The organism is Beggiatoa alba B18LD (assembly GCF_000245015.1).
GTDB classification, from domain to species: Bacteria; Pseudomonadota; Gammaproteobacteria; order Beggiatoales; family Beggiatoaceae; genus Beggiatoa; species Beggiatoa alba.
Genome location: NZ_JH600070.1, coordinates 3366451 through 3386049 on the forward strand (window position 1 = coordinate 3366451; position 19599 = coordinate 3386049).

Annotated in this window: 16 protein-coding genes; 10 read left to right on the plus strand and 6 right to left on the minus strand. The window is 41.3% G+C overall.

All coding sequences use genetic code 11. The features are described 5' to 3' along the window. Positions 1-10 precede the first annotated feature (10 nt). A complete protein-coding gene (locus BEGALDRAFT_RS13780; RefSeq protein ID WP_002690953.1) occupies positions 11-286 on the minus strand; it encodes a hypothetical protein in 276 nt (91 codons plus the stop codon). Between the two features lie 379 nt (positions 287-665). Between BEGALDRAFT_RS13780 and BEGALDRAFT_RS13785 the strand changes: the two genes are divergently transcribed. Together BEGALDRAFT_RS13785 and BEGALDRAFT_RS18425 are read left to right on the plus strand one after the other, a co-directional pair. Next, the gene (locus BEGALDRAFT_RS13785; RefSeq protein ID WP_002690955.1) at positions 666-1982 is read left to right on the plus strand and encodes a homoserine dehydrogenase; all 1317 of its coding nucleotides are present in this window, start codon (positions 666-668) and stop codon (positions 1980-1982) included. Positions 1983-2318: 336 nt separating this feature from the next. Further along, the gene (locus tag BEGALDRAFT_RS18425) at positions 2319-3329 is read left to right on the plus strand and encodes an alpha/beta fold hydrolase (protein ID WP_002690957.1); all 1011 of its coding nucleotides are present in this window, start codon (positions 2319-2321) and stop codon (positions 3327-3329) included. Positions 3330-3543: 214 nt separating this feature from the next. Here the strand turns inward: BEGALDRAFT_RS18425 and BEGALDRAFT_RS13795 are convergent, their stop codons facing one another. From BEGALDRAFT_RS13795 to nudB, 4 genes are all read right to left on the minus strand, one after another. Beyond that, entirely contained in the window at positions 3544-5019 is a 1476-nt protein-coding gene (locus BEGALDRAFT_RS13795) for a DUF2357 domain-containing protein (RefSeq protein WP_040294977.1), read from the minus strand. A gap of 2 nt (positions 5020-5021) precedes the next feature. Then, complete coding sequence (locus BEGALDRAFT_RS13800) at positions 5022-5657, minus strand: hypothetical protein (RefSeq protein ID WP_002690965.1); 636 nt, start codon at positions 5655-5657, stop codon at positions 5022-5024. A 1-nt stretch (position 5658) separates the two neighbouring features. Further along, positions 5659-8982 (minus strand): AAA family ATPase, encoded by a 3324-nt coding sequence (locus tag BEGALDRAFT_RS19240; RefSeq protein ID WP_002690967.1) that lies wholly within the window; start codon positions 8980-8982, stop codon positions 5659-5661. A gap of 137 nt (positions 8983-9119) precedes the next feature. Next, on the minus strand, positions 9120-9557 hold the full coding sequence (gene nudB, locus BEGALDRAFT_RS13810) for a dihydroneopterin triphosphate diphosphatase (RefSeq protein ID WP_002690969.1): 438 nt from the start codon (positions 9555-9557) through the stop codon (positions 9120-9122). 54 nt (positions 9558-9611) lie between these two features. On the opposite strand from nudB, the gene BEGALDRAFT_RS13815 reads away from it, so the two are divergent. The 5 genes from BEGALDRAFT_RS13815 (at position 9612) to minE (ending at position 14214) form a co-directional block, all read left to right on the plus strand. Then, the gene (locus BEGALDRAFT_RS13815; RefSeq protein ID WP_002690971.1) at positions 9612-10592 is read left to right on the plus strand and encodes a stage II sporulation protein M; all 981 of its coding nucleotides are present in this window, start codon (positions 9612-9614) and stop codon (positions 10590-10592) included. After that, positions 10582-12132: a DUF4129 domain-containing protein gene (locus BEGALDRAFT_RS13820; protein WP_002690973.1), complete on the plus strand. Its 1551-nt coding sequence runs from the start codon at positions 10582-10584 to the stop codon at positions 12130-12132. Before BEGALDRAFT_RS13815 ends, BEGALDRAFT_RS13820 begins: the two co-directional genes overlap by 11 nt. Before the next feature lie 126 nt (positions 12133-12258). Further along, complete coding sequence (minC, locus tag BEGALDRAFT_RS13825; RefSeq protein ID WP_002690975.1) at positions 12259-13014, plus strand: septum site-determining protein MinC; 756 nt, start codon at positions 12259-12261, stop codon at positions 13012-13014. Positions 13015-13123: 109 nt separating this feature from the next. Continuing rightward, positions 13124-13933: a septum site-determining protein MinD gene (minD, locus tag BEGALDRAFT_RS13830; protein ID WP_002690977.1), complete on the plus strand. Its 810-nt coding sequence runs from the start codon at positions 13124-13126 to the stop codon at positions 13931-13933. A gap of 2 nt (positions 13934-13935) precedes the next feature. Further along, on the plus strand, positions 13936-14214 hold the full coding sequence (minE, locus tag BEGALDRAFT_RS13835; RefSeq protein ID WP_002690978.1) for a cell division topological specificity factor MinE: 279 nt from the start codon (positions 13936-13938) through the stop codon (positions 14212-14214). Positions 14215-14417: 203 nt separating this feature from the next. Here the strand turns inward: minE and BEGALDRAFT_RS13840 are convergent, their stop codons facing one another. Then, positions 14418-15311 carry an SDR family oxidoreductase gene (locus BEGALDRAFT_RS13840; protein ID WP_002690980.1) on the minus strand — a complete coding sequence of 298 codons (894 nt, stop codon included), beginning with the start codon at positions 15309-15311 and terminating at the stop codon, positions 14418-14420. A gap of 57 nt (positions 15312-15368) precedes the next feature. Between BEGALDRAFT_RS13840 and BEGALDRAFT_RS13845 the strand changes: the two genes are divergently transcribed. The 3 genes from BEGALDRAFT_RS13845 to BEGALDRAFT_RS13855 all read left to right on the plus strand — a co-directional run bounded on the left by BEGALDRAFT_RS13845 (position 15369) and on the right by BEGALDRAFT_RS13855 (position 19527). Then, a complete protein-coding gene (locus tag BEGALDRAFT_RS13845) occupies positions 15369-16007 on the plus strand; it encodes a LysE family transporter (protein ID WP_002690982.1) in 639 nt (212 codons plus the stop codon). A gap of 156 nt (positions 16008-16163) precedes the next feature. Further along, positions 16164-17669 (plus strand): D-alanyl-D-alanine carboxypeptidase/D-alanyl-D-alanine endopeptidase, encoded by a 1506-nt coding sequence (gene dacB / locus BEGALDRAFT_RS13850; protein WP_002690984.1) that lies wholly within the window; start codon positions 16164-16166, stop codon positions 17667-17669. Between the two features lie 241 nt (positions 17670-17910). Next, positions 17911-19527 carry a BACON domain-containing protein gene (locus BEGALDRAFT_RS13855; RefSeq protein ID WP_081484186.1) on the plus strand — a complete coding sequence of 539 codons (1617 nt, stop codon included), beginning with the start codon at positions 17911-17913 and terminating at the stop codon, positions 19525-19527. Positions 19528-19599 lie beyond the last annotated feature (72 nt).

The following is a 19599-nucleotide window of genomic DNA, read 5'->3' on the forward strand; positions in this document are numbered from 1 at the left end:
CGTTACAAGGCTATTTCTTATCTATCCACTCTTTTTTATACACTAAACCATCGACAAATTGCACTCTAATCGATGCTTTTTCACCATCCCAATAAGCCTCTGTCCCCAAAGCAGTGACCCCCGCTACTTTACTTCTATCGGGTTCACCCATAATCTCTTTAACTTTTGTATCCGTCATACCCACTTCAATTTTATCGAAATTGTTTTGACTGATAGACGAGCCCATACACCCAGCTAACCCAAATAACAAAAAACACAGCATTGCTAATCTTATGATATATCGCATAATTAAACTCCTTAGTTCATCAGTGAAGAAAAAACCATTTATCAAATAAACACTACCTCTCATCTTGTTAAAGACAGCATCAGCCCGTGAAAAATTCTACTATTCAATCACACTTAGTGGTAACCCATTGTTAAGCCCGCGACGCGCAAGCCTCGCGGGTCTTTTTTTCGAGCCTACCCAATAGCTTACCGCCATATAACTCCTTACTTATCAATTCAATATCCCTTTATTTAACGTAATATACTGCGCGTAGGAGAAACACCGCGTTTTTTAACGCAATCTGGTATGATCGCCCTCTCTCCTCCACAAGAGGCAGTGTTAATTCATGAATAATCCATTCATCATTTGTCATTAAAACGGCGTTAAAAAAGGAAATCGCATGTTAAACCCAGTCAAAGTCGGCTTACTTGGACTCGGCACAGTAGGTGGCGGTACTATTAATGTTTTACAACGAAATGCACAAGAAATTGCTCGACGTGCAGGACGTGGCATTATTGTAACCCACGCCAGCGCGAGAGATTTAACTAAACCACGCTTATGTCATACCGATGGGATTACCCTCACTACACAGCCTTTTGATGTTGTCAACGACCCCGATGTTGAAATTGTCGCCGAATTAATTGGCGGTACGACACTTGCTAAAGACCTTGTTTTACAAGCGATTAGTAATGGTAAGCATGTTGTTACAGCCAATAAAGCCTTGATTGCCCTTTATGGCAATGAAATTTTTGCCGCTGCTCAACAAAAAGGCGTAATGGTTGCCTTTGAAGCCGCTGTCGCGGGTGGTATTCCCATCATTAAAGCCATTCGTGAAGGCTTAACAGGCAATCAAATTGCGTGGCTTGCGGGCATTATCAACGGGACAAGTAATTTTATTTTGAGCGAAATGCGCGAAAAAGGACGCGACTTTGCAGACGTATTAAGCGAAGCGCAACGCTTAGGCTATGCTGAGGCTGACCCAACATTTGACATAGAAGGCATTGACGCAGGGCATAAATTAACCATTCTTGCCGCGATTGCTTTCGGCATTCCTTTACAATTTGATAAAGTTTATACCGAAGGAATTACCCAAATCACCCGCGAAGATGTGAGTTATGCGGAAGAATTTGGCTATCGAATTAAATTACTCGGTATTGCAAAACGTACCCCACAAGGCATTGAATTAAGAGTACATCCCACCTTTATTCCTGCACAACATTTAATTGCCAGTGTAAACGGTGTCATGAATGCAGTGGTTGTGCGTGGCGACGCAGTAGGACAAACCTTATATTATGGCGCAGGCGCAGGCGCGGATCCAACTGCCTCCGCAGTTGTCGCTGACTTGGTGGATGTCGTGCGCATGTTGACCACAGACCCAGAAAACCGCGTGCCACATTTAGCATTTCAAGCCAACGCCTTATCTAACGTTCCCATACTCCCCACCAGTGAGATTGAAAGCGTTTACTACCTACGCATGAATGCCTTAGACCGTTTAGGCGTACTGGCACAAGTCACCCGAATTTTATCCGATTGCAATATCAGCATTGAAGCGATTACGCAAAAAGCCCCGCCTGATGATGTCGATCAAGTCCCCATCGTTTTACTAACTCACGCTGTTGTAGAAAAACAGGTGAATCAAGCAATTGCACAAATTGAAGCCTTAGACGGCATTCGCGGACAAGTGAAAAAAATCCGCGTTGAAATGTTTAATCAATAAATTTTCACCGTTTTATTTTCTGCTATTCGAGTGCTGGGTAAAGAATCAAATCACTTAATTCTTTACCCGCCAAACTCTCCCATCATCAATCGTTAAACTTGCACAAAAAATAAGGATTTTCTAATAATCTTAATTTTTGTGCACTGCACAAAAACAGCACATCTCATTCTATTTTGCACACGGTTATTGCGCAAAAAACGCAGGTGCTTTATAGCTACTTTTACAAATCTATTTAAAGTCAATAAAATAGCTGGTTGGCACAATCTTTGTGATAGGTAATAGTGTTCTTAGGTGTTTTACAAAGTGTAAAACCCACCGCAGTATCCGAGGTGCATCATGCGTAACCAACACTATTTTCGTTTGTTTTTCATCCCTTTTATTTGGGCTGTTGGATTAAACGCCACCATGATAAATGTACAAGCGACACAACCAACTGAATTAAAAGGACTCACTATGTCGGGTCAGTTAGTGACAGTAGGGGAACACCGTTTGTATATTCACTGCGAAGGGGAAGGCTCACCCGTTGTTTTAATGGATGCGGGCTTAGGAGGAACATCAATGGACTGGTCGAGAATTCAACCAGCCATTGCAAATTATACCAAAGTTTGTACATATGACCGTGCGGGCTACGGTTGGAGCGAAGCGGGCGAATTTCCGCGCACAAGCTCTGTGATTGCGGATGAACTATATACACTGGTTAAAAATGCAGGCATTGCCCCCCCATATATTGTCGTTGGGCATTCTTTTGGCGGGTTTAATGTGCGTCTATTTGCACACCGTCACCCAACAGAAACCGTCGGCATGGTGCTCGTTGATGCCTCGCACGAAAAACAATTTAAACGTTTTACGCAAGAAGCAAAACATAATTTAACCCCAACCATGGGCGCACAATTTACGTTTCTAAGCCGTCCCAACATTCCTGATAATTTACCTGAAAATAAACAAGCATTAGCAAAACGCTTAGTATCCACAGAACGGACATATGCAAGCCTTGTCAGTGAAGTTACTGCTATGCGTTCTAGTGCACAAACTGTCAGCGATGAATCAGACATTCATGTGCCCCTCGTTGTATTAACGCGAGGCATTCAAGCATGGAAAGATAACCCACGCAGTGCGCAATTAGAAGCGGTATGGCAAACCTTACAAACAGAACTAGCCACACAAAGCCCTTACAGTGCCCACATGGTAGTACAAGGGAGCGGGCATTATATCCATTTGGATAAACCGCAAGTCGTGATTGAGTCGATTAACAGCTTAGTCGCCATTCATCGACATGAACGCGATTTACGAACAGAATTAGCCCGTTTAAGCGCACGTTGGGATACATCCAACCTTACCATGCGATAAGGCTCAAGACTTAACAAGATTTTTTAAAAAGACAAGCATTTGTCTGAATCAGGAATTTCAGGATTAACAGGATTAGCAGGATTTAAAACCCTCAAACCAAAAAATCAGGTGAATCACGCTTTTTAATTCTGCTAATTCTGAAAATTCTGTGAATTCTGATTCAGACAATGTTTTAATCTTATCGGGTAAATCCTGATGAAAAATAAGACTATCACTACACAATCATCTTCAACTTCTCTTGTAACAATGCCTGCAACTCACTTGCTTGATTTGGAATCGCTTGAATAGCCGCGATTTCAGCCGTTATTTGATAATTTTCAGCAGGGTATAAAATCGCAGCATAACGCACAACTGGCTTACCTGCATGACGAATTGCATCACGGTAAGCGTGCATTTTATCAATATCCCCTTTTTGCGGTTTATCCTGTTGGCTATCTAATTTATATTTAGGGTCAAAAATATATACCGCTAACTCCCCCTGCTCAGTTTCCACTTCTATTGCAATATCAGGGCGTTGTTGAAAAAAACTGCCTTGATAAGTCCGCTCAGGAATAAAACGCACAACAGTTTGATATTCAGGATGTTTTAACACACAAGCCGCTTGTCCATTAGGCAATACTCGCACTAACCAACCCACCCCATCAGGCACGCATAGCGTTTGCTGGATAACCTCATAGCCTTTTGTTTCAGCAATGATTAATAACGCCTGTAAAACCTGCAAAGTGCCCCACAATTGATATAAAGTCGGCAAATTCTCCAACGGCGATGCTAACGCCTCATGCTGTAAACTCACCCCTTTTTCTGCCTGAAACGCTCGATAATTCATCATCAACGCCCGATATAAAGGCACGTGTTGTAAAATCATCGTTTCTTGTTGCGGTAAATGCGTTAAGTCGCTCACACTTTTTAAAAAAGGGGCTTGGCGTTCAGCATGGGTTAAGGCTTGGCTATATTGCTCTATCGTGGTTTGACAACGTTTAAGAATGCGTAAACGATTTAATAATTGGCGAATTTGTGCGAGATAGATTTTTAATAAACGATTTTCATACACATCAACACTTAACGCGCTAATCGGTTCTAAAACCCGCTTAATTTTTTGCTGTGCGTCCAAATTATGCGGACGCAGTGCGCTTGCGAGTTGTGCAGGCGCAGGACGACGAGCACATTGCACAGGTCGCCAACGGTTTTCGACATGAATCTGTTGATGGGGCGCGTGTTGTAGTGCGGGCAAAAGCTGACACAATCCACGATAGCGCGTTGTGCCAAATAACGCATTATGTAAACGGTTTATTTCGCCCGTGAGCGTTGTTTGCGTGTGCGGATGATTTTTGCTACCACTAAACGCATTTGTCCGTTGCAGACTTTGGGCAATGCTAGCGGGCAAGGTTTGGATTAAATCAAGTAATAACAGTTCAATATCTGCCGTACTTAGTTTTTCAGATTGTACGCTAAAACTATAATTTTCTTGATTAATTATTAATTGATAATGCCCTGTATTTAAACGCGGTAGTTTCGCCACTAACCGCCACACGCCTTGCAAACGTTCCTGAGATAATTTAAGCGGATGATGTTGCAAACTCACCCGCGTGTTATCGTCAAAACTCTCCGCCAACACCAATAAACAAGCCTGCCATTCACGGGGCGCATTGAGAGTTTCGCCTTGTTCAGTTTGGAAGGTGTAGGGGGGCATGTTCATTCATTTGCGGGAAGGGCTTGCAAGGATTCAATGAATAAATGCAAACTTTCATTATGTGGGTAACAGGCTTGTAAATTTTTTAATTTACGGAAGTCATTGGAAATTTCTTTGTAACATTTATCATCTTCTCGATATTTTCCTTTAAGTACTGCGCAGAGTTTTTCTTTAGGTTTTGCAGATTTAACAGAATCTCGTGCTTGATAAAGCGGTAAAATCCATGCATCCATTTCTTCAATGCAAACTGCGTAATAGAATCTTTCACACGAAAATGATAGCCATGTTTTTATTGTGTTTATCACCTCATCGCGTAGTGTTTGGCAATAAGTAATGGTGTTTGTTTTATCATGCGTATGTTGCAATTCGGCAGTATCTACTTGAATAATCAGAATCCGTTGTTCATCAACTAATTCAGATTCAAAAAATATTCGGATTGCTTCCCCGTCTTCACAGTCTCGCTTGACAGATTCCCAGCCACCGAGTTGCCTAAGATTTGCAAAATCAGTTTTATCAAATTTTAATTCAGGACGAATTAAAACAATATCCTCGCGTTGAACATTTAATGCCCCTTTGAGGATATTAATTAAAACCGCTTGGTCAGTCGTTCCCTCTGCAATAATGCCAACTTTCAGCATGTTAAAACTCCGTTGGAATCGCGCCTAAATTGCCAGACATCCAAAGTTCTGACAATTTTGTGTAGTCATTTTCTCCTTTACGGGGTTTGGTTTTTATACGGCGAATTTGGGTTAAGCCTTCATCATCGCGATAAACCTTGAACAAGCGCACCGCCTCATCATTTAAATCTAAACCATCTAAAATAGCGGGATTATGGGTTGTGATTAAGGCTTGTTTACGATGTTTTTTAGCAAGTTCGGTGAGTTTTTCCATCAAATGACGGCACAAATAAGGGTTTAAGCTGGTCTCGATGTTGTCAATGGCAAAAAATTGCGGGGTTTTGTGGCTGATAAATAAAGCCAGATAAAACAGAATATGCAATACACCTTCGTTAGAATTTTCTGCCGAAAAAAGCTGATTATTCTCAGGCATAAACTTATCAGTAAAATAAAGATTTGAAACACTACGCCCTTGTTTATAACCTTCTTTCTCATAAGTATTATTTGCATCTAGTTGAATGTCATTTAACCACTCAATGAAGTAGCTATATTCTTTTAACTCCGCCTTTTCTGCATCAGAAAAGTTTAATAATAAAGTATCTAACCCCTCGCCATTAATGCCTAACGGCTGTATTTTGCTTTGCGTGTTTAAGCCACGTAATGCACTAATTGCTAAGTTATAAATAAGATAATTTGTTAAAGGCGGGTAGGTAAAATGACGCTTTTGGCGTTCTATTTGTCGGGTGTCAAAAGAGAGTGCGATTTTTTCCCAATGGAATAATAAATTATCGGTTGATTTCGCGCCTAATTTGGCTTGAATGGGTAAGTCGTCTTTTTCTAAAGATACGCTGAGTTCTATTTCTTGCGAAGGGGGAAACTCTTTAAAAGAACTCATCATTAATGAGGGTTTTGCAATGCGAATGCCTTTGCTGTAAAGCGTGTCAGGGTCTAAACGGTTTTCTTCCGCGCTACTTAAAAAAGCGAGTGCTTCTAATAAATTGGATTTGCCCGCACCGTTTGCACCAATGAATACATTGATTTGTCCGAGTTCTAATTCTGTGCTGACAATGGATTTAAAGTTTTTAACTTTAACATGAGTAATCAGCGGATTGGTAGGTAATTCGGTTTTGTTGGGGTCTATGTTGGTTTCTGGTAGCAATAACAAATGATTTTCGATAGCTTCTCGGTCGGTGACAGTGGCGAGGGAGAGGCAATCTACCAGTAATAAATGGGCTTGTAGGTATTTTTCTAATTTCTGCTCTTGTTCAGCCGTAAATTGCCATTGATGCCCGATATTACGGGTTTCTTGCATGATAACTAATAGTTTTTTATGTAGTTTTTTCCAGTCTTTTGCTGGGGCTTCTTGTTTGGGAATATTTTGTTTTGCGAGTGTTGTTAGTTTTTCCGCTAATTCATGTAAGTTTGCTTGTTTTACCGTCTCGATGATTTGATGAAACCAGTTGAAAAAATTAGAATATTGTTCTTTTCTTAATGTGGGTAACATACTAAAATTTATTACAAGTAGCCTAATTATTAAAAATTTGAAATCGATGGCGAGGTCTAGGGCAAAGGTGAGGTCGAGGGTGCGGGCGAGGGCACGGTCAAGGGCACGGGCGAGGTGGCTGTCACGGTCAAGGGCGCGGGCAATAGAGCGGGCACGGGAGAGGGAGATGGCGCGGGTGAGGTCGCGGTTGAGGTCGATTGCGCGGGCAAGGGCGCGGGTGAGGGCACGGTCGAGGGCGCGGGCAAGAAAATAATAAAAACCTCTAACCGCAGCAGGTTTATAACTGGTTTGCACTGAAGCCGATTTTTCAACCACCCAACGCGCTAACTTGACTAACTCAGGTTCATCAATGATTAAGGTATTAATTTGCGCTTGCATAGCGACAAAAAAACTATCGGCATTGTCCAATAAACTCACTGTTAATAAAAAAACCTCGCGCCAACGGTCTTCTGTCACATGTAAAACTAAATTATCAATCGTGCCATACGCTTGATTTTCAAAAATATAACGTGCAGTAAAATATTCTTGAAAAGATAAATGTGCGAAGGAATAAATATCTTTTGCCCGTTCTACAAAAATGCCATGTTGTTCTGCAATCGCCTCTAAAACTGCTTCGCCGTCAATTGCTTGATTTTGACTATTAGGTAGTTGTTTTAAAAAGTCAGCGATTTTTGAGGCTAAATGCTTTTTCTCAAAAAAATACTGATTATTTTGGAAAGATTCCGTTGCAATACGGGAAAATAATTGTAATTTATGGCGTTTTGATAAGCCTTGATAAATCATATCGCGTTTAATACTACGATGTTCTCTATCCCATGTTTCTAATAACGCCTCGATAGCTTCTTCATAAATATCCGCCCGACGGCTAGGAAACTCCATTTTTCTCGCATAAACAAGACATAATAAAGTCAACAAAATCGGAACGCGGGCTAATTCTTGTAAGCCACGATGTTCATCGCGGGCAAATTCTTCTAAAAACTGTTCTCCACGTGCAACATCCTGTTTAAACCATTTTTTTACAAATTCTGTTACTTTTTCTTCTGTAAAATCAGCAACTTCTAAATAAGTGAATTGTTCGGACAGTGAATAATCCGCTGCTGCAACGCGACACGTTAATAACACGGTGCAGTTGCGATGTTCTCGGCTAAATTCGCTTAACGCGTGCAACATCTGCGCACGCTCATCATCGGCTTGATTCACTTCATCTAAGCCATCGAATAACAATAAGGCGTTGCCTGTTTCTAGTAAATGTTCAATAAACGGCTGTGCATCAGGAAAGTTACAGCATTGAAATTGTTTTACTAAATAGGGCATTAAATTAAATTGCTTATCAGCACTTTTGCGCACAAATTCCGCCCAGCGGTGCAAAGATACAAAAATCGGTACTTTATCCAGTTGCCCTTTAACTGCTTGAATCGTTATATATTTTAAAAAAGTAGTTTTTCCCGCCCCAGGTTTACCGAGAATAAACCAGCGTTTGTATTTTTTTTGTTGAATTAATTTAAAACCGTTCTCGCGTTTTTGTTCATAATCATTTAATTTTTCGGGGTCTTTCTCTAATTCTTCAATGGCATGACGTTGAAACGCTGAGACTTTATCCAGAATAAAAACATCGGTAAAAATCCCTTCTAACTCAACGGATTCATGTGTGCCTAATAATCGCACTTTGCCGTAATCTTCATATAACGCATTGCGATACTTTTTAGCGGCACTGTTCCAGTTAAATTGTTTCCATTTTTCTGTAGATTTCTCGCCGATTTTTTCGGCAATACTTTTAAGTGCATCTTCACCGTATTTATCCCAAAGCCATGCGCCTGCAAGAGCCATTAATTCAATTGACATTGTAGAAATTCCTTTTTTTATAAAAATGAAATAGATATAGCAAACGCACCATAAAGTGATTTAAATTTAGGACTGCCAGTCCTTCGTGTCGTTTTATAGTGCGTTTACTATAACATCGCTGGATGTGGTGTTTTAGTTTACTCTGTCTTAACCCATTGTTCTATCGCATGTCGATTGGTTGACGAGCTGACTTTTTGTAGGGCTTGGGCGCGGGGAAGCCAGCAATATGTTAAATGTTCTTGGGGATTCAGTAGAATAGGGCAAATTTCGGCTAAACAAAGGCTAAAGACATGTTCTATATTATGCGTAATAGTGGGCGCGTAACGGCTACGCCACGGCGGTAGAATTGGAAAACGGTTAGTTTGTTGGCAGTCGTGTAGTTGACTTTGTGCAATGTGTAGCCCTGTTTCTTCGGCAAGTTCACGTTGTGCGGTTTGTATAGGGGTTTCATGGGCTTGTAAACTGCCTGTCACGGATTGCCAGAAGTTGGCAACGTCGGCACGTTCTAAAAGAAGCACTTGCCCTGTTATTGTGTGAATAATCAGTAAAATGGATTCGGGACGTTTGTAGGACATGGGGTGGCTCGCGTCTGGGTAAATGATTTTTTTCATTATTTTATGGCGTTTATTATGAAACAGCATCAATTTGAACAGCGTCATGCGGTGTTATGGCATCAGTTTGAGGCAAATTTAAATCGACAGGAAAAGTTGTTGCATCGTTTGGGGAAAAGTGAGCGGTTTCATGTGGATTTTCCAAAAAATTATCGAACTATTTGCCATCATTTGGCATTGGCAAAAGACCGTCATTACACGCCGTATTTAATTGAGCGGTTGAATCAGTTGGTTTTGCGGGGGCATCAGCAACTTTATAGTAGTCATGGGCATTTTTTGACGGATTTGTTGTTGTTCATTGGGCAAGATTTTCCACGATTGGTGCGACAGGAATATCGGTTGATGGGAGTGGGGGTTTTGTTGTTGTTTGTGAGTATGATTTGTGTGGCTTTATTAACAATTCAGTATCCTGATTTTGTTTTTTATATTTTAGATAATCAAATGGTTGTTAGAGTTGAGTGGATGTATGACCCACAGTCGGATAAATGGGGCGAGGAGCGGGTAGCAAGCAGTAATTTTGCGGCGTTTATGTTTTATATTTGGAATAACGTGAGTATTAGTTTTCGGACGTTTGCGAGTGGTATTTTTTTGGGAATTGGGTCTATTTTTGCGTTGGTGTTTAATGGGGTATTTTTTGGCGCAATTACGGGGCATTTAATTAATATTGGGTATAGCGTGCCGTTTTTTTCGTTTGTGTCGGGTCATAGTGCATTAGAGTTGACGGCGATTGCGTTGTCTGGTGGGGCGGGGTTGAAGTTGGGAATGGCGTTTTTAGCACCTGAGCGTTATAGCCGTGTGCAGGCGTTGAAGCGGGCGGCGGGGGTGAGTGTGCGGATTATGTATGGAGTGGCGGGAATGTTGGTGTTGGCGGCGTTTATTGAGGGGTTTTGGTCGTCGTTGGTGTTGATAGACCCATTTTTTAAGTATTGTATGGGTGTGCTTTTTTGGGGGGTTGTTATTTTATATTTTACGTTGGCGGGGCGAAATTATGGAGGTTGAGCGTATTACGACGGTTATTCGCTTGCGTCAGCAGGGGGAGGCAATTGATTTAGGGTTTCGCTTGGTGCGTGAGTATGCTTTGCGGTTTTATTTGATTTGGTTTGTTATTTTTTTGCCGATTCCTCTATTGGTTTATGGTATCAGCCATCTTTTTTTTCCGAGTTGGGATTGGGTTGGGGTGTTGGTGGTTTGGTGGTTAAAGCCGTTGTATGACCCGTTGATTTTGTATTTTTTTAGTCGGGCATTGTTTGGGGAGTTTCCGAGTTTACGGCAGACTTTGCGGGAAATTTGGTCAGTTTTAAAACCAAGTTTGTTGGTGAAGTTGTTATTTTTTTATCGGTTTAGTTTGTTTCGAGCGGTGCAGTTGCCTGTGTGGCAGTTGGAGGGGTTGAAGGGGAAGGCGGCAAGACAGCGGTTGAGTTTGTTAAAAGAGCGATTAACGTCTGTCAATGCGGCGCGTTTGTTGTTGGTGTGTTTGCATTTTGAGTGGATTTTGTATTTTGCGCCGTTTTTTTTAATAAAAATTTTCTTTCCCAATGTGATGGATATGAACACAGTGTTGTATTTTTATGATGGGAATATTCACTATGTACCTTCGTGGCTTTCTTTTTTGGAAATATTTAGTTATTTGTTGGCAATTAGTATTGTAGAGCCTTTATATGTGGTGGCGGGGTTTTCGTTGTATTTAAATCGGCGCACGCAGTTGGAGGGTTGGGATATTGAGCTGGCTTTTCATCGAATTGTGAATCGTTTAGGGCGGGTTTTGTCTGTTGTGTTGTGGGTGTTGGTTTTTAGTGGGTGTGTTATGTTATATAGCATTTATCCGACTGTTGTATTAGCAGATACGGTTGAGTCTATTGATAAAGTCAGGGCAAAGCAGGAAATTGAGCGGGTGTTAGCTGCGGAAGAATTTCAGACAGAGACGACGGTATTTGGTTGGCGTAGTTTGAATGCGTCAGAGGATTCTGATAAGAATGAGTCTCAGGCGTTTAAGTACGAGGAGCAGAAAGATGGTTTTTTTTCTCGTGCGTTACAGTTTTTTTTGTGGATTTTGCTCGGCATTGGTCTTGCTATTATAGTTTATGGTGTTTGGCGTTGGATGCGTGAACAATCGTTTTTAGCGCATTCTCAACGAAATCGGCGGGCGTTAGGGTTGCAACGGTTAGCACAAACCCCTACAGACTTAAGTGGTTTACCTGATAATATTGCGCTGTCTGCATGGGCGTGTTGGCAAGCGGGAGAGCAACAATTAGCCATTAGTTTGTTATATCGTGGCACTTTAAAACAGTTAAGCCAGCAGTATCAGTTTAAGGTACGGGAAAGTGCAACGGAGCAGGAGTGTTTGCAGATTGTGCGACACTATGCTGTTGTTGAGTTGGTAGATTATTTTGCGCAGGTTTGTCGTACTTGGCAGTGTATTGCGTATGCGCATCAATTGCCGAGTAGTTCGCAGGTGCAGCAGTTATGCCATGAATGGCAACGGTTGTTTGTTATGAAGAAAGCCAGTGCGTCTGCCGATACGGTTGTGATATCAGACTAGGCATAAATGTATTGACGACAGATAATACAGTTTTATTTCTGTATGTAATGATTAAATTAAATGTGTTTTTTCAAGAAAATATAAACTTTAATCGCATAAATCTTTTCTAATTACGGTAACTTAGGCATGTTCAGCAACTCATCCGCAACCCCAAATCCTGCTATTGAATTAAAGGGTAACTTATTAACTGTGATGGTTTTGCGTATTTTAGAGACCCATCAAGTACGAATTACTGAACAATTAATTAATAAAGTTTCGCAAGCACCGAATTTTTTTCAAAATGCTCCCGTTATTATTGATTTAACCAGTATTAGTGATGAAACAACGAAAATTGATTTAAAAGCCTTGATTGTTTTATTGCGTCAGCAAGGGTTAGTGCCTGTTGCTGTCCGTGGGGGAACACCTGATTATCATGAAATCGCTTTACAATTGTCTTTAGGCTTATTGCCAGAGGGACAACGTCAACCACGACCAAAACGTGAGCCTTTAACCGTTGTCGCGCCTGCGTCGCTTAATCCGCCGCCACCTAAAGTACCAACTAAAGTGATTACTCAGCCTATCCGTTCTGGTCAGCAAGTTGTTGCCCCTCAAGGGGATTTAGTGGTTTTAGCAACGGTTAGTCCTGGTGCGGAAATATTGGCACAGCGTCATATTCATGTCTATGGTGCGTTGCGTGGGCGGGCATTAGCGGGGGTTAATGGGGATACTGATGCACGGATTTTTTGTCAGCTATTAGATGCTGAGTTGATTTCTGTGGCTGGACATTATCAAATTAATGAAGAGCTTAAGGAACATGTGCGGAATAAGCCTGCTCAAATTTATTTGGAAGACGATAAATTGAAAATTCATGTGTTAGATATTTACAGTAAAAATATTCCTTAAACAACACAAATACTGTTAAATAAAACTATTTTATTAATTCCCCCATATAGTTGTTATATACAGGATATCAAAGGGGTAGTTATCTATAACCTTATTGAGGAGAAGTCGTTTGGCTAAGATTGTAGTTGTCGCCTCAGGTAAAGGCGGAGTCGGTAAAACAACGACAAGTGCCGCATTTGCGACGGGATTAGCGTTGCGTGGTCATCAAACCGTTGTGATTGATTTCGACGTCGGGTTACGCAATTTAGATTTAATCATGGGTTGCGAACGCCGTGTTGTTTATGATTTCGTCAATGTGATTAACGGCGAGGGGTCACTCAATCAAGCATTGATTAAAGATAAACGGGTTGAAAGTCTTTATATTTTGCCTGCTTCACAAACCCGTGATAAAGATGCGTTGACCATGAGCGGGGTTGAACAGGTTTTAAGCGAGTTGTCACAACGTTTTGAGTATATTGTCTGTGATTCGCCCGCAGGGATTGAGCACGGGGCAATTATGGCAATGTATTTTGCTGATGAGGCGATTATTGTCACGAATCCTGAAGTCTCTTCTGTCCGCGATTCAGACCGCATTATTGGAATGTTAGCGAGTAAAACTCGTCGTGCTATTCAAGGTCTTAGCCCCATTAAAGAGCATTTATTAGTCACTCGTTATTCACCGCGCAGAGTGACCAGCGGGGATATGTTAAGTGCGGAGGATGTACAGGAAATTTTAGCAATTCCTTTATTGGGTGTTATTCCTGAATCATCTACAGTGTTACAAGCGTCTAATGCAGGGATTCCAGTGACATTAGATGGCAATAGCGATGCAGGACAAGCTTATTTAGATGTTGTTGCGCGGTTTTTAGGGGAAGAGCGTCCGCATCGTTTTTTAAAGGCGGATAAAAAAGGCTTTTTGAACCGCTTATTTGGGAATTGACTATGAGCTTGTTTGATTATTTTCGTGCTTCTCGCAAAAATACGGCGGCATTAGCTAAAGAGCGTCTGCAAATTATTGTGGCGCATGAACGGGGGCAACGGACAACCCCTAATGTGGATTATTTGCCCTTGTTACAGCGAGAGATTTTAGAAGTCGTCCGTAAATATGTATTGGTTGAAGATGAAAGTATCAAAATCAATATCGAAAAAAATGGAGACTTTGAAGTGTTAGAGGTGAATATCGCCTTGCCTGAAAGTGAAGGGCGACAACAACTGCGTTGATTCAGTGCCTACTCTCTTTTGAAGACCTTCAGGGCGCAATCTGCGCCCTTTTGTTTTTTTATCTTTTTAATCCTGCTAATCCTGAAAATCCTGTGAATCCTGATTCAGACAAGCCGTTGTCTTTTTTTTTATAAAAATAAGATTCAGCAGACAAGATTAAAACATTGTCTGAATCAGGATTAACAGGATTTATAGTAAACGCACTAGTCTTCTTCGCCTCGTTCTTCGGCTAAACATTGTTCTAATCCCGTTTTTAAGTCAGGAAAAAATGGCTCTACTTGTAACACGGTGCGCATTTTTTGATTACTGATTCTTTTCGATTCCGCTAAATAACTTAACATTTCTGCGCTAAATTGCGTTTGTGCGGTTTCGCGGTCAATTTCAGGCGGGCGGGGTAGATGATATGCATCGGCAACGTGATTAAAATAATCGGTCATCGTTGTCGGATGCCCATCTGTAATATTAAAAATACCTGTTACGTCTGTTTCCCCCGCGACTAAACACGCCTCGACTAAATCATCTACATGAATCCGATTGCTATAAGGCGATTGGGCTGCCGCTAAAACGGGTGTTTTTTGACGAATCCGTTCTACAGGCAAGCGTTCTGCGCCATAAATTCCCGCAACCCGTAAAATAACTAAAGGCACTTTTTCCTTGTTACACCATTGTGTTAAGGTCTTTTCTGCATCAGCACGACGGCGAGCGCGGTCTGTTTGGGGGTTAATTGGGCGTGTTTCGTCCACCCATTCACCGCCACAATCTCCATAAACACTGGTTGTGCTGATATAGATAATTTTTGCAGGCTTTTCTTTAGGGCTGAATGCCGTGAGTAAATGCTGTACACGCGGGTCTGTCGTGCCCGTTTCGGGTGGGGGGGCAAAGTAATATAAAACGGTGTTTGCAGTGGGTAATTCAGTTAAAAATTGGGGGCGGTCTAAGTCTCCAGGGACCGTATTAATATCAAACTCTTGCAAACGGCGATTTGCTTCGGCTGAACGGACTAATGCCATGACCTCACAGGTTTCATCTTCCGCTAAAGCAATTAAGGCGAGGCGAAACCCAACATAACCACAACCCACAATAAAAATATCCTGCATAGAAAAACCCCTTGTTATTTTCCAAAATCTACCTTATTCAAGCGTTTTTAATTCACGATGTCGATTGATAAAGCAATGGCGTTAGAAATTTGGGTAGCATACTTTTTTGCGTGTCTCGTGTTAAGTGTTTCACCAGGTGCGGGGGTTGTCTTTGTCATGAGCAGTGCGATGAGTTACGGCATACGCAAAACGCTATACGGCATTATCGGCATGGAACTCAGCCTATTGATTTACTTAAGCCTTGTCGGTTTAGGCATTGGCGCAATGATGGCAACATCGACGTTGATTTTTATACTGACAAAATGGTGTGGCGTGTTATATCTCATTTACTTAGGCATTCAAAAATGGCGCGAACCGATACACCTAACCGATACTAAACGCCTACAAGCCCAACAAGTTCCCTACAAAATTTTTTTACAAGGGCTATTTGTCAACCTAACAAATCCTAAATCCATCGTTTTTCTTGCAGCATTACTGCCCCAATTTGTCGACTTGCAACGCTCACAACTGATGCAATTCAGCATTTTAGGCATCACCATGGTTGGGCTAGACAGCCTTATCATGTTACTTTATGGATTAATGGCACGCTCTCTACGCCATTTACTGCACGACCCACAATTTATCAAATTACAAAATCGCCTGTTTGGCGGAGTCCTGATATTAGCGGGGCTACTCATGACCCAAATGAATCATTAAAACGCCTGCAAGGGAGCTGTTTACCGCGATAAACCGAACTTGTAAGAGATAAATCTATGAAGAAAGCGTAAAATAGCTTGGACAACAGCCTATTTGTGCATGATTCATGCTGGTCAACGATTACTTTATTTTCATCTGTCTATCTGCGGTATGCTTATGTTTATGTTCCTGCAAAAAATCTCGACACGTATTCTCCTCCGTTTCTCGCTACTACTTGCTGGCTTATTAAGCTATCCTGCTGTTTTTGCAGCACCAACGCTTATACAAACCATTGACAATGCACTGACAGCAAAATGTTTAAATGCCAACCGTACAGCGGTAAATATCGTTTCTTTAACGACAGGACGCACGGTTTATAGTCGTAATCCACAATCCCCCCTACTGCCTGCCTCCATCATGAAACTCGTGACCACCGCAGCCGCACTGCACTACTTAGGACCTGAATATCGCTATAAAACCAAAGTGCTACAAACAGGCAGACGGCTCAGTGATACACTACAAGGCGACCTAATTTTGATGGGCGGGGGAGATTCCAAACTCTTACACACCGATTTATGGCAAATCGCCCAAGACCTCAAAGCCAGCGGACTCAACTTTGTTGAAGGTCGATTAATTGCCGATGTCTCTTTATTTGATGGCTATGACCGTGCGCCCACATGGGATGTAGAACGCAGTCAACGCCCGTTTGATGCCAAAATTGGTGCGTTATCCTTAGACTTAAATACCGTTGCGGTTAAACTGCGTCCCGCTGATAAAGTTGGCGACCCGCTCAATGTTTGGCTAGAACCTGCTCCCGCTTATATGCACATTGAAAACCGTAGCACCACCGCCGCAAAAGGCAACGGTACAGCAGGCGTGCGCCGTATTGACGACGCGCAAGGCGTGCGCATTGTGGTCACAGGCAACTTGCCCCAAGGTGATTATGAACGTACCGTCTTTGTCAACGTGGACGACCCTAGCCGTTATACCATTGAATCCTTCCGTACTTACTTAGTAAAAGCTGGGATTACCGTGCGTGGGAATACTGAAATTACCACCGTTTCCCCTGCCAATGCCCGCGTAATTTATGAACATGAATCGCCCCCCATTTCTTTAATTATTAAAGAAATGAATACGTACTCTAGCAATTTTATGGCGGAACAATTTATTAAAACCATTGCTGCTGAAAAAGTTGGTAAACCAGCGACACATTTAAACGGCTTAAAACAAGTCGCTGATTTTCTACAAACGCACGGCATTAACACGCAAGGCGTGATGCTAGCTGATGGCTCAGGCTTATCAAAACAAAACCAAATTACCGCCCGCATGATGACCGATTTACTCACCGCCATGCATAACCGCTTTGACATAGGTCCCGACTTTGTCACCTCTATGCGTGTGATGGGGGCATTTGGTCTGCACTCTAACCGCTTTAAAAACTCCGCCGCCCGCGCCCAAGTTCGCGCAAAAACAGGAACTTTAAATGGTGTCAGCACCTTAGCAGGCTATGTACCGAGCAATTCAGGGCGCAATCTGTATGCTTATACCATTTTATTAAACGACAATCGCTGTGGTTACAAAGGGGCGGATGATGTAGAAGACCAAATCGTCAACGCACTCTTTACACAAGGCGATGATTCTGCACTGATTAATGCTAACGCCCAAGCCGCTGCAACTCCTTAATGGGTTTTTAATCTTTTATACATAGGGAAACATAATGGTTTGTGTTTCCCTATTTTTTTAATAATTGCTTACCAAATTACACAAACTTTTAACTGATACTGTTCACTTAAATACTCAATAAATATTTTTCTACTCATTATTTTTATAAAAATCAACCATAAAAATAGTTGTTTTAACAAAGTCAATATGTTAATTTTAAGCTTCTGATGTCAATAACATATTTACATTTAGGTAGGAGTCTATGATGAGATCAGCGGCATTACAGCAAAGTTTATATTTACTACTTATTATTTTGGGAGTTTTTAGCTCTCATACAACTGCTTTAGGAGAAACATCAACTAGTGTTCAAACAACAGTTTGTGTGAATGGTGTATGCACTACAGACGGAAGTTCTTCCTCAACTGGTTCTAATGTAACTACCAATACAGGGCAACTTACCACGTGTGCTGGAGATGCTTGTGTCAATATTGGAAGTGGAAATGTAACAACTTGTGCAGGAAGTACATGTGTTAATCAAAACACAAATACAACCACGTCACCAACAACGGGTAATACTTCTACGACTACTAGTGGTAGTACTACAACTACGTCTACTTCTTCATCAGGTAATACTTCTACTAGTGGTAGTACCACGACTACTTCATCCTCAACAACAGAACTATGTGGTCAATATGACGCGATATATTCTGTAACGACAACTAGATTAACAATGTTTGTTGCACTACCATCGCAGAACCCTTTGAATGGTCAATCAACGGGAATAATGGAAGTAATAAAAGTACTTCTACGATATGATGCACAAAAGAACATGTTTGTCTTAGCAAGTAATCCTCAACTTGTAACAATTGATTTCAATTCTAATTGCCCAGTTGCCAGCATATCAACTGATGGAAAATTCATTAATATTCCTCGTTTAGGTATAACTGCAATTGTAAATTTCTTTGGCAAAAAAATAGAAACTAGCGTTGTGTTTTATCAAGCCACTTTAAAATGGCAGGAAACCGAGACAGTTCCATCTTTCACTGTAGATTCTGTTACAACCCTAGTTTCATCTTGTGCTTATACTCTTTCACCGTCAGTCTCAAGCGATATACCTGCTTCAGGTGCTACGGGACTAAGTATTTCTCTTGGAGCAACTACGAGTAATTGTGCTTGGACAGCTTCGAGCAATGTATCATGGATTACTTTAGATAAACTAAATGGGCAAGGTAGTACAGAGTTAACATTTAGTGTAGATGCTAATACCAGCACTTCTCCAAGAACAGGAACACTGATAATTGCAGGGCAAACAATCTCAATTACTCAATTAGGCATGGAAGAAACAGCTTGTAGTTATAGTATTTCTCCAACCTCTATCGACATTGATAGTACGGGTGTAGCAGCATTACCAATAACAGTTACAGCATCAGCCTCTCATTGTTCTTGGTCAGCCTCAAGTAATGAAACATGGATATCTACTAGTGATTTAACTGGTCAAGGGAGTGCTCAGGTAACACTTGGTGTGAGTATGAATATGACATCTACTGCTAGAACAGGGACGGTTAATATTGCAGGAGAAATTCTTTCTGTAAGACAGACTGGTATCGCTAGCCAATATTGCACAAATGGAAATGCCAATATAAACAATGTTGTTAACGTTTGTATTAATGGAAATTGCTCCCCAAGTGGAGTAAAAATTCAGTGTAATAGCAGTAGTTGCCAATGGTGTAATGCAAGTAATTCTTGTGGAAATATCACTTATAACGGTTCTACTCCCATTACAGGAGGAGCTATTAATTGCACAAACGGACAGTGTAGTTACAGTGTTAGTAGTGGATATGGCAGTATGTCTGGTAGTTTTACTTGTCGTAATCAGTAATTATTTTTGCGTCTTGTAATATAAAAAACCTCCATTAACATAAGTAAAGTGTTAATGGAGGTTGAGTTTTAT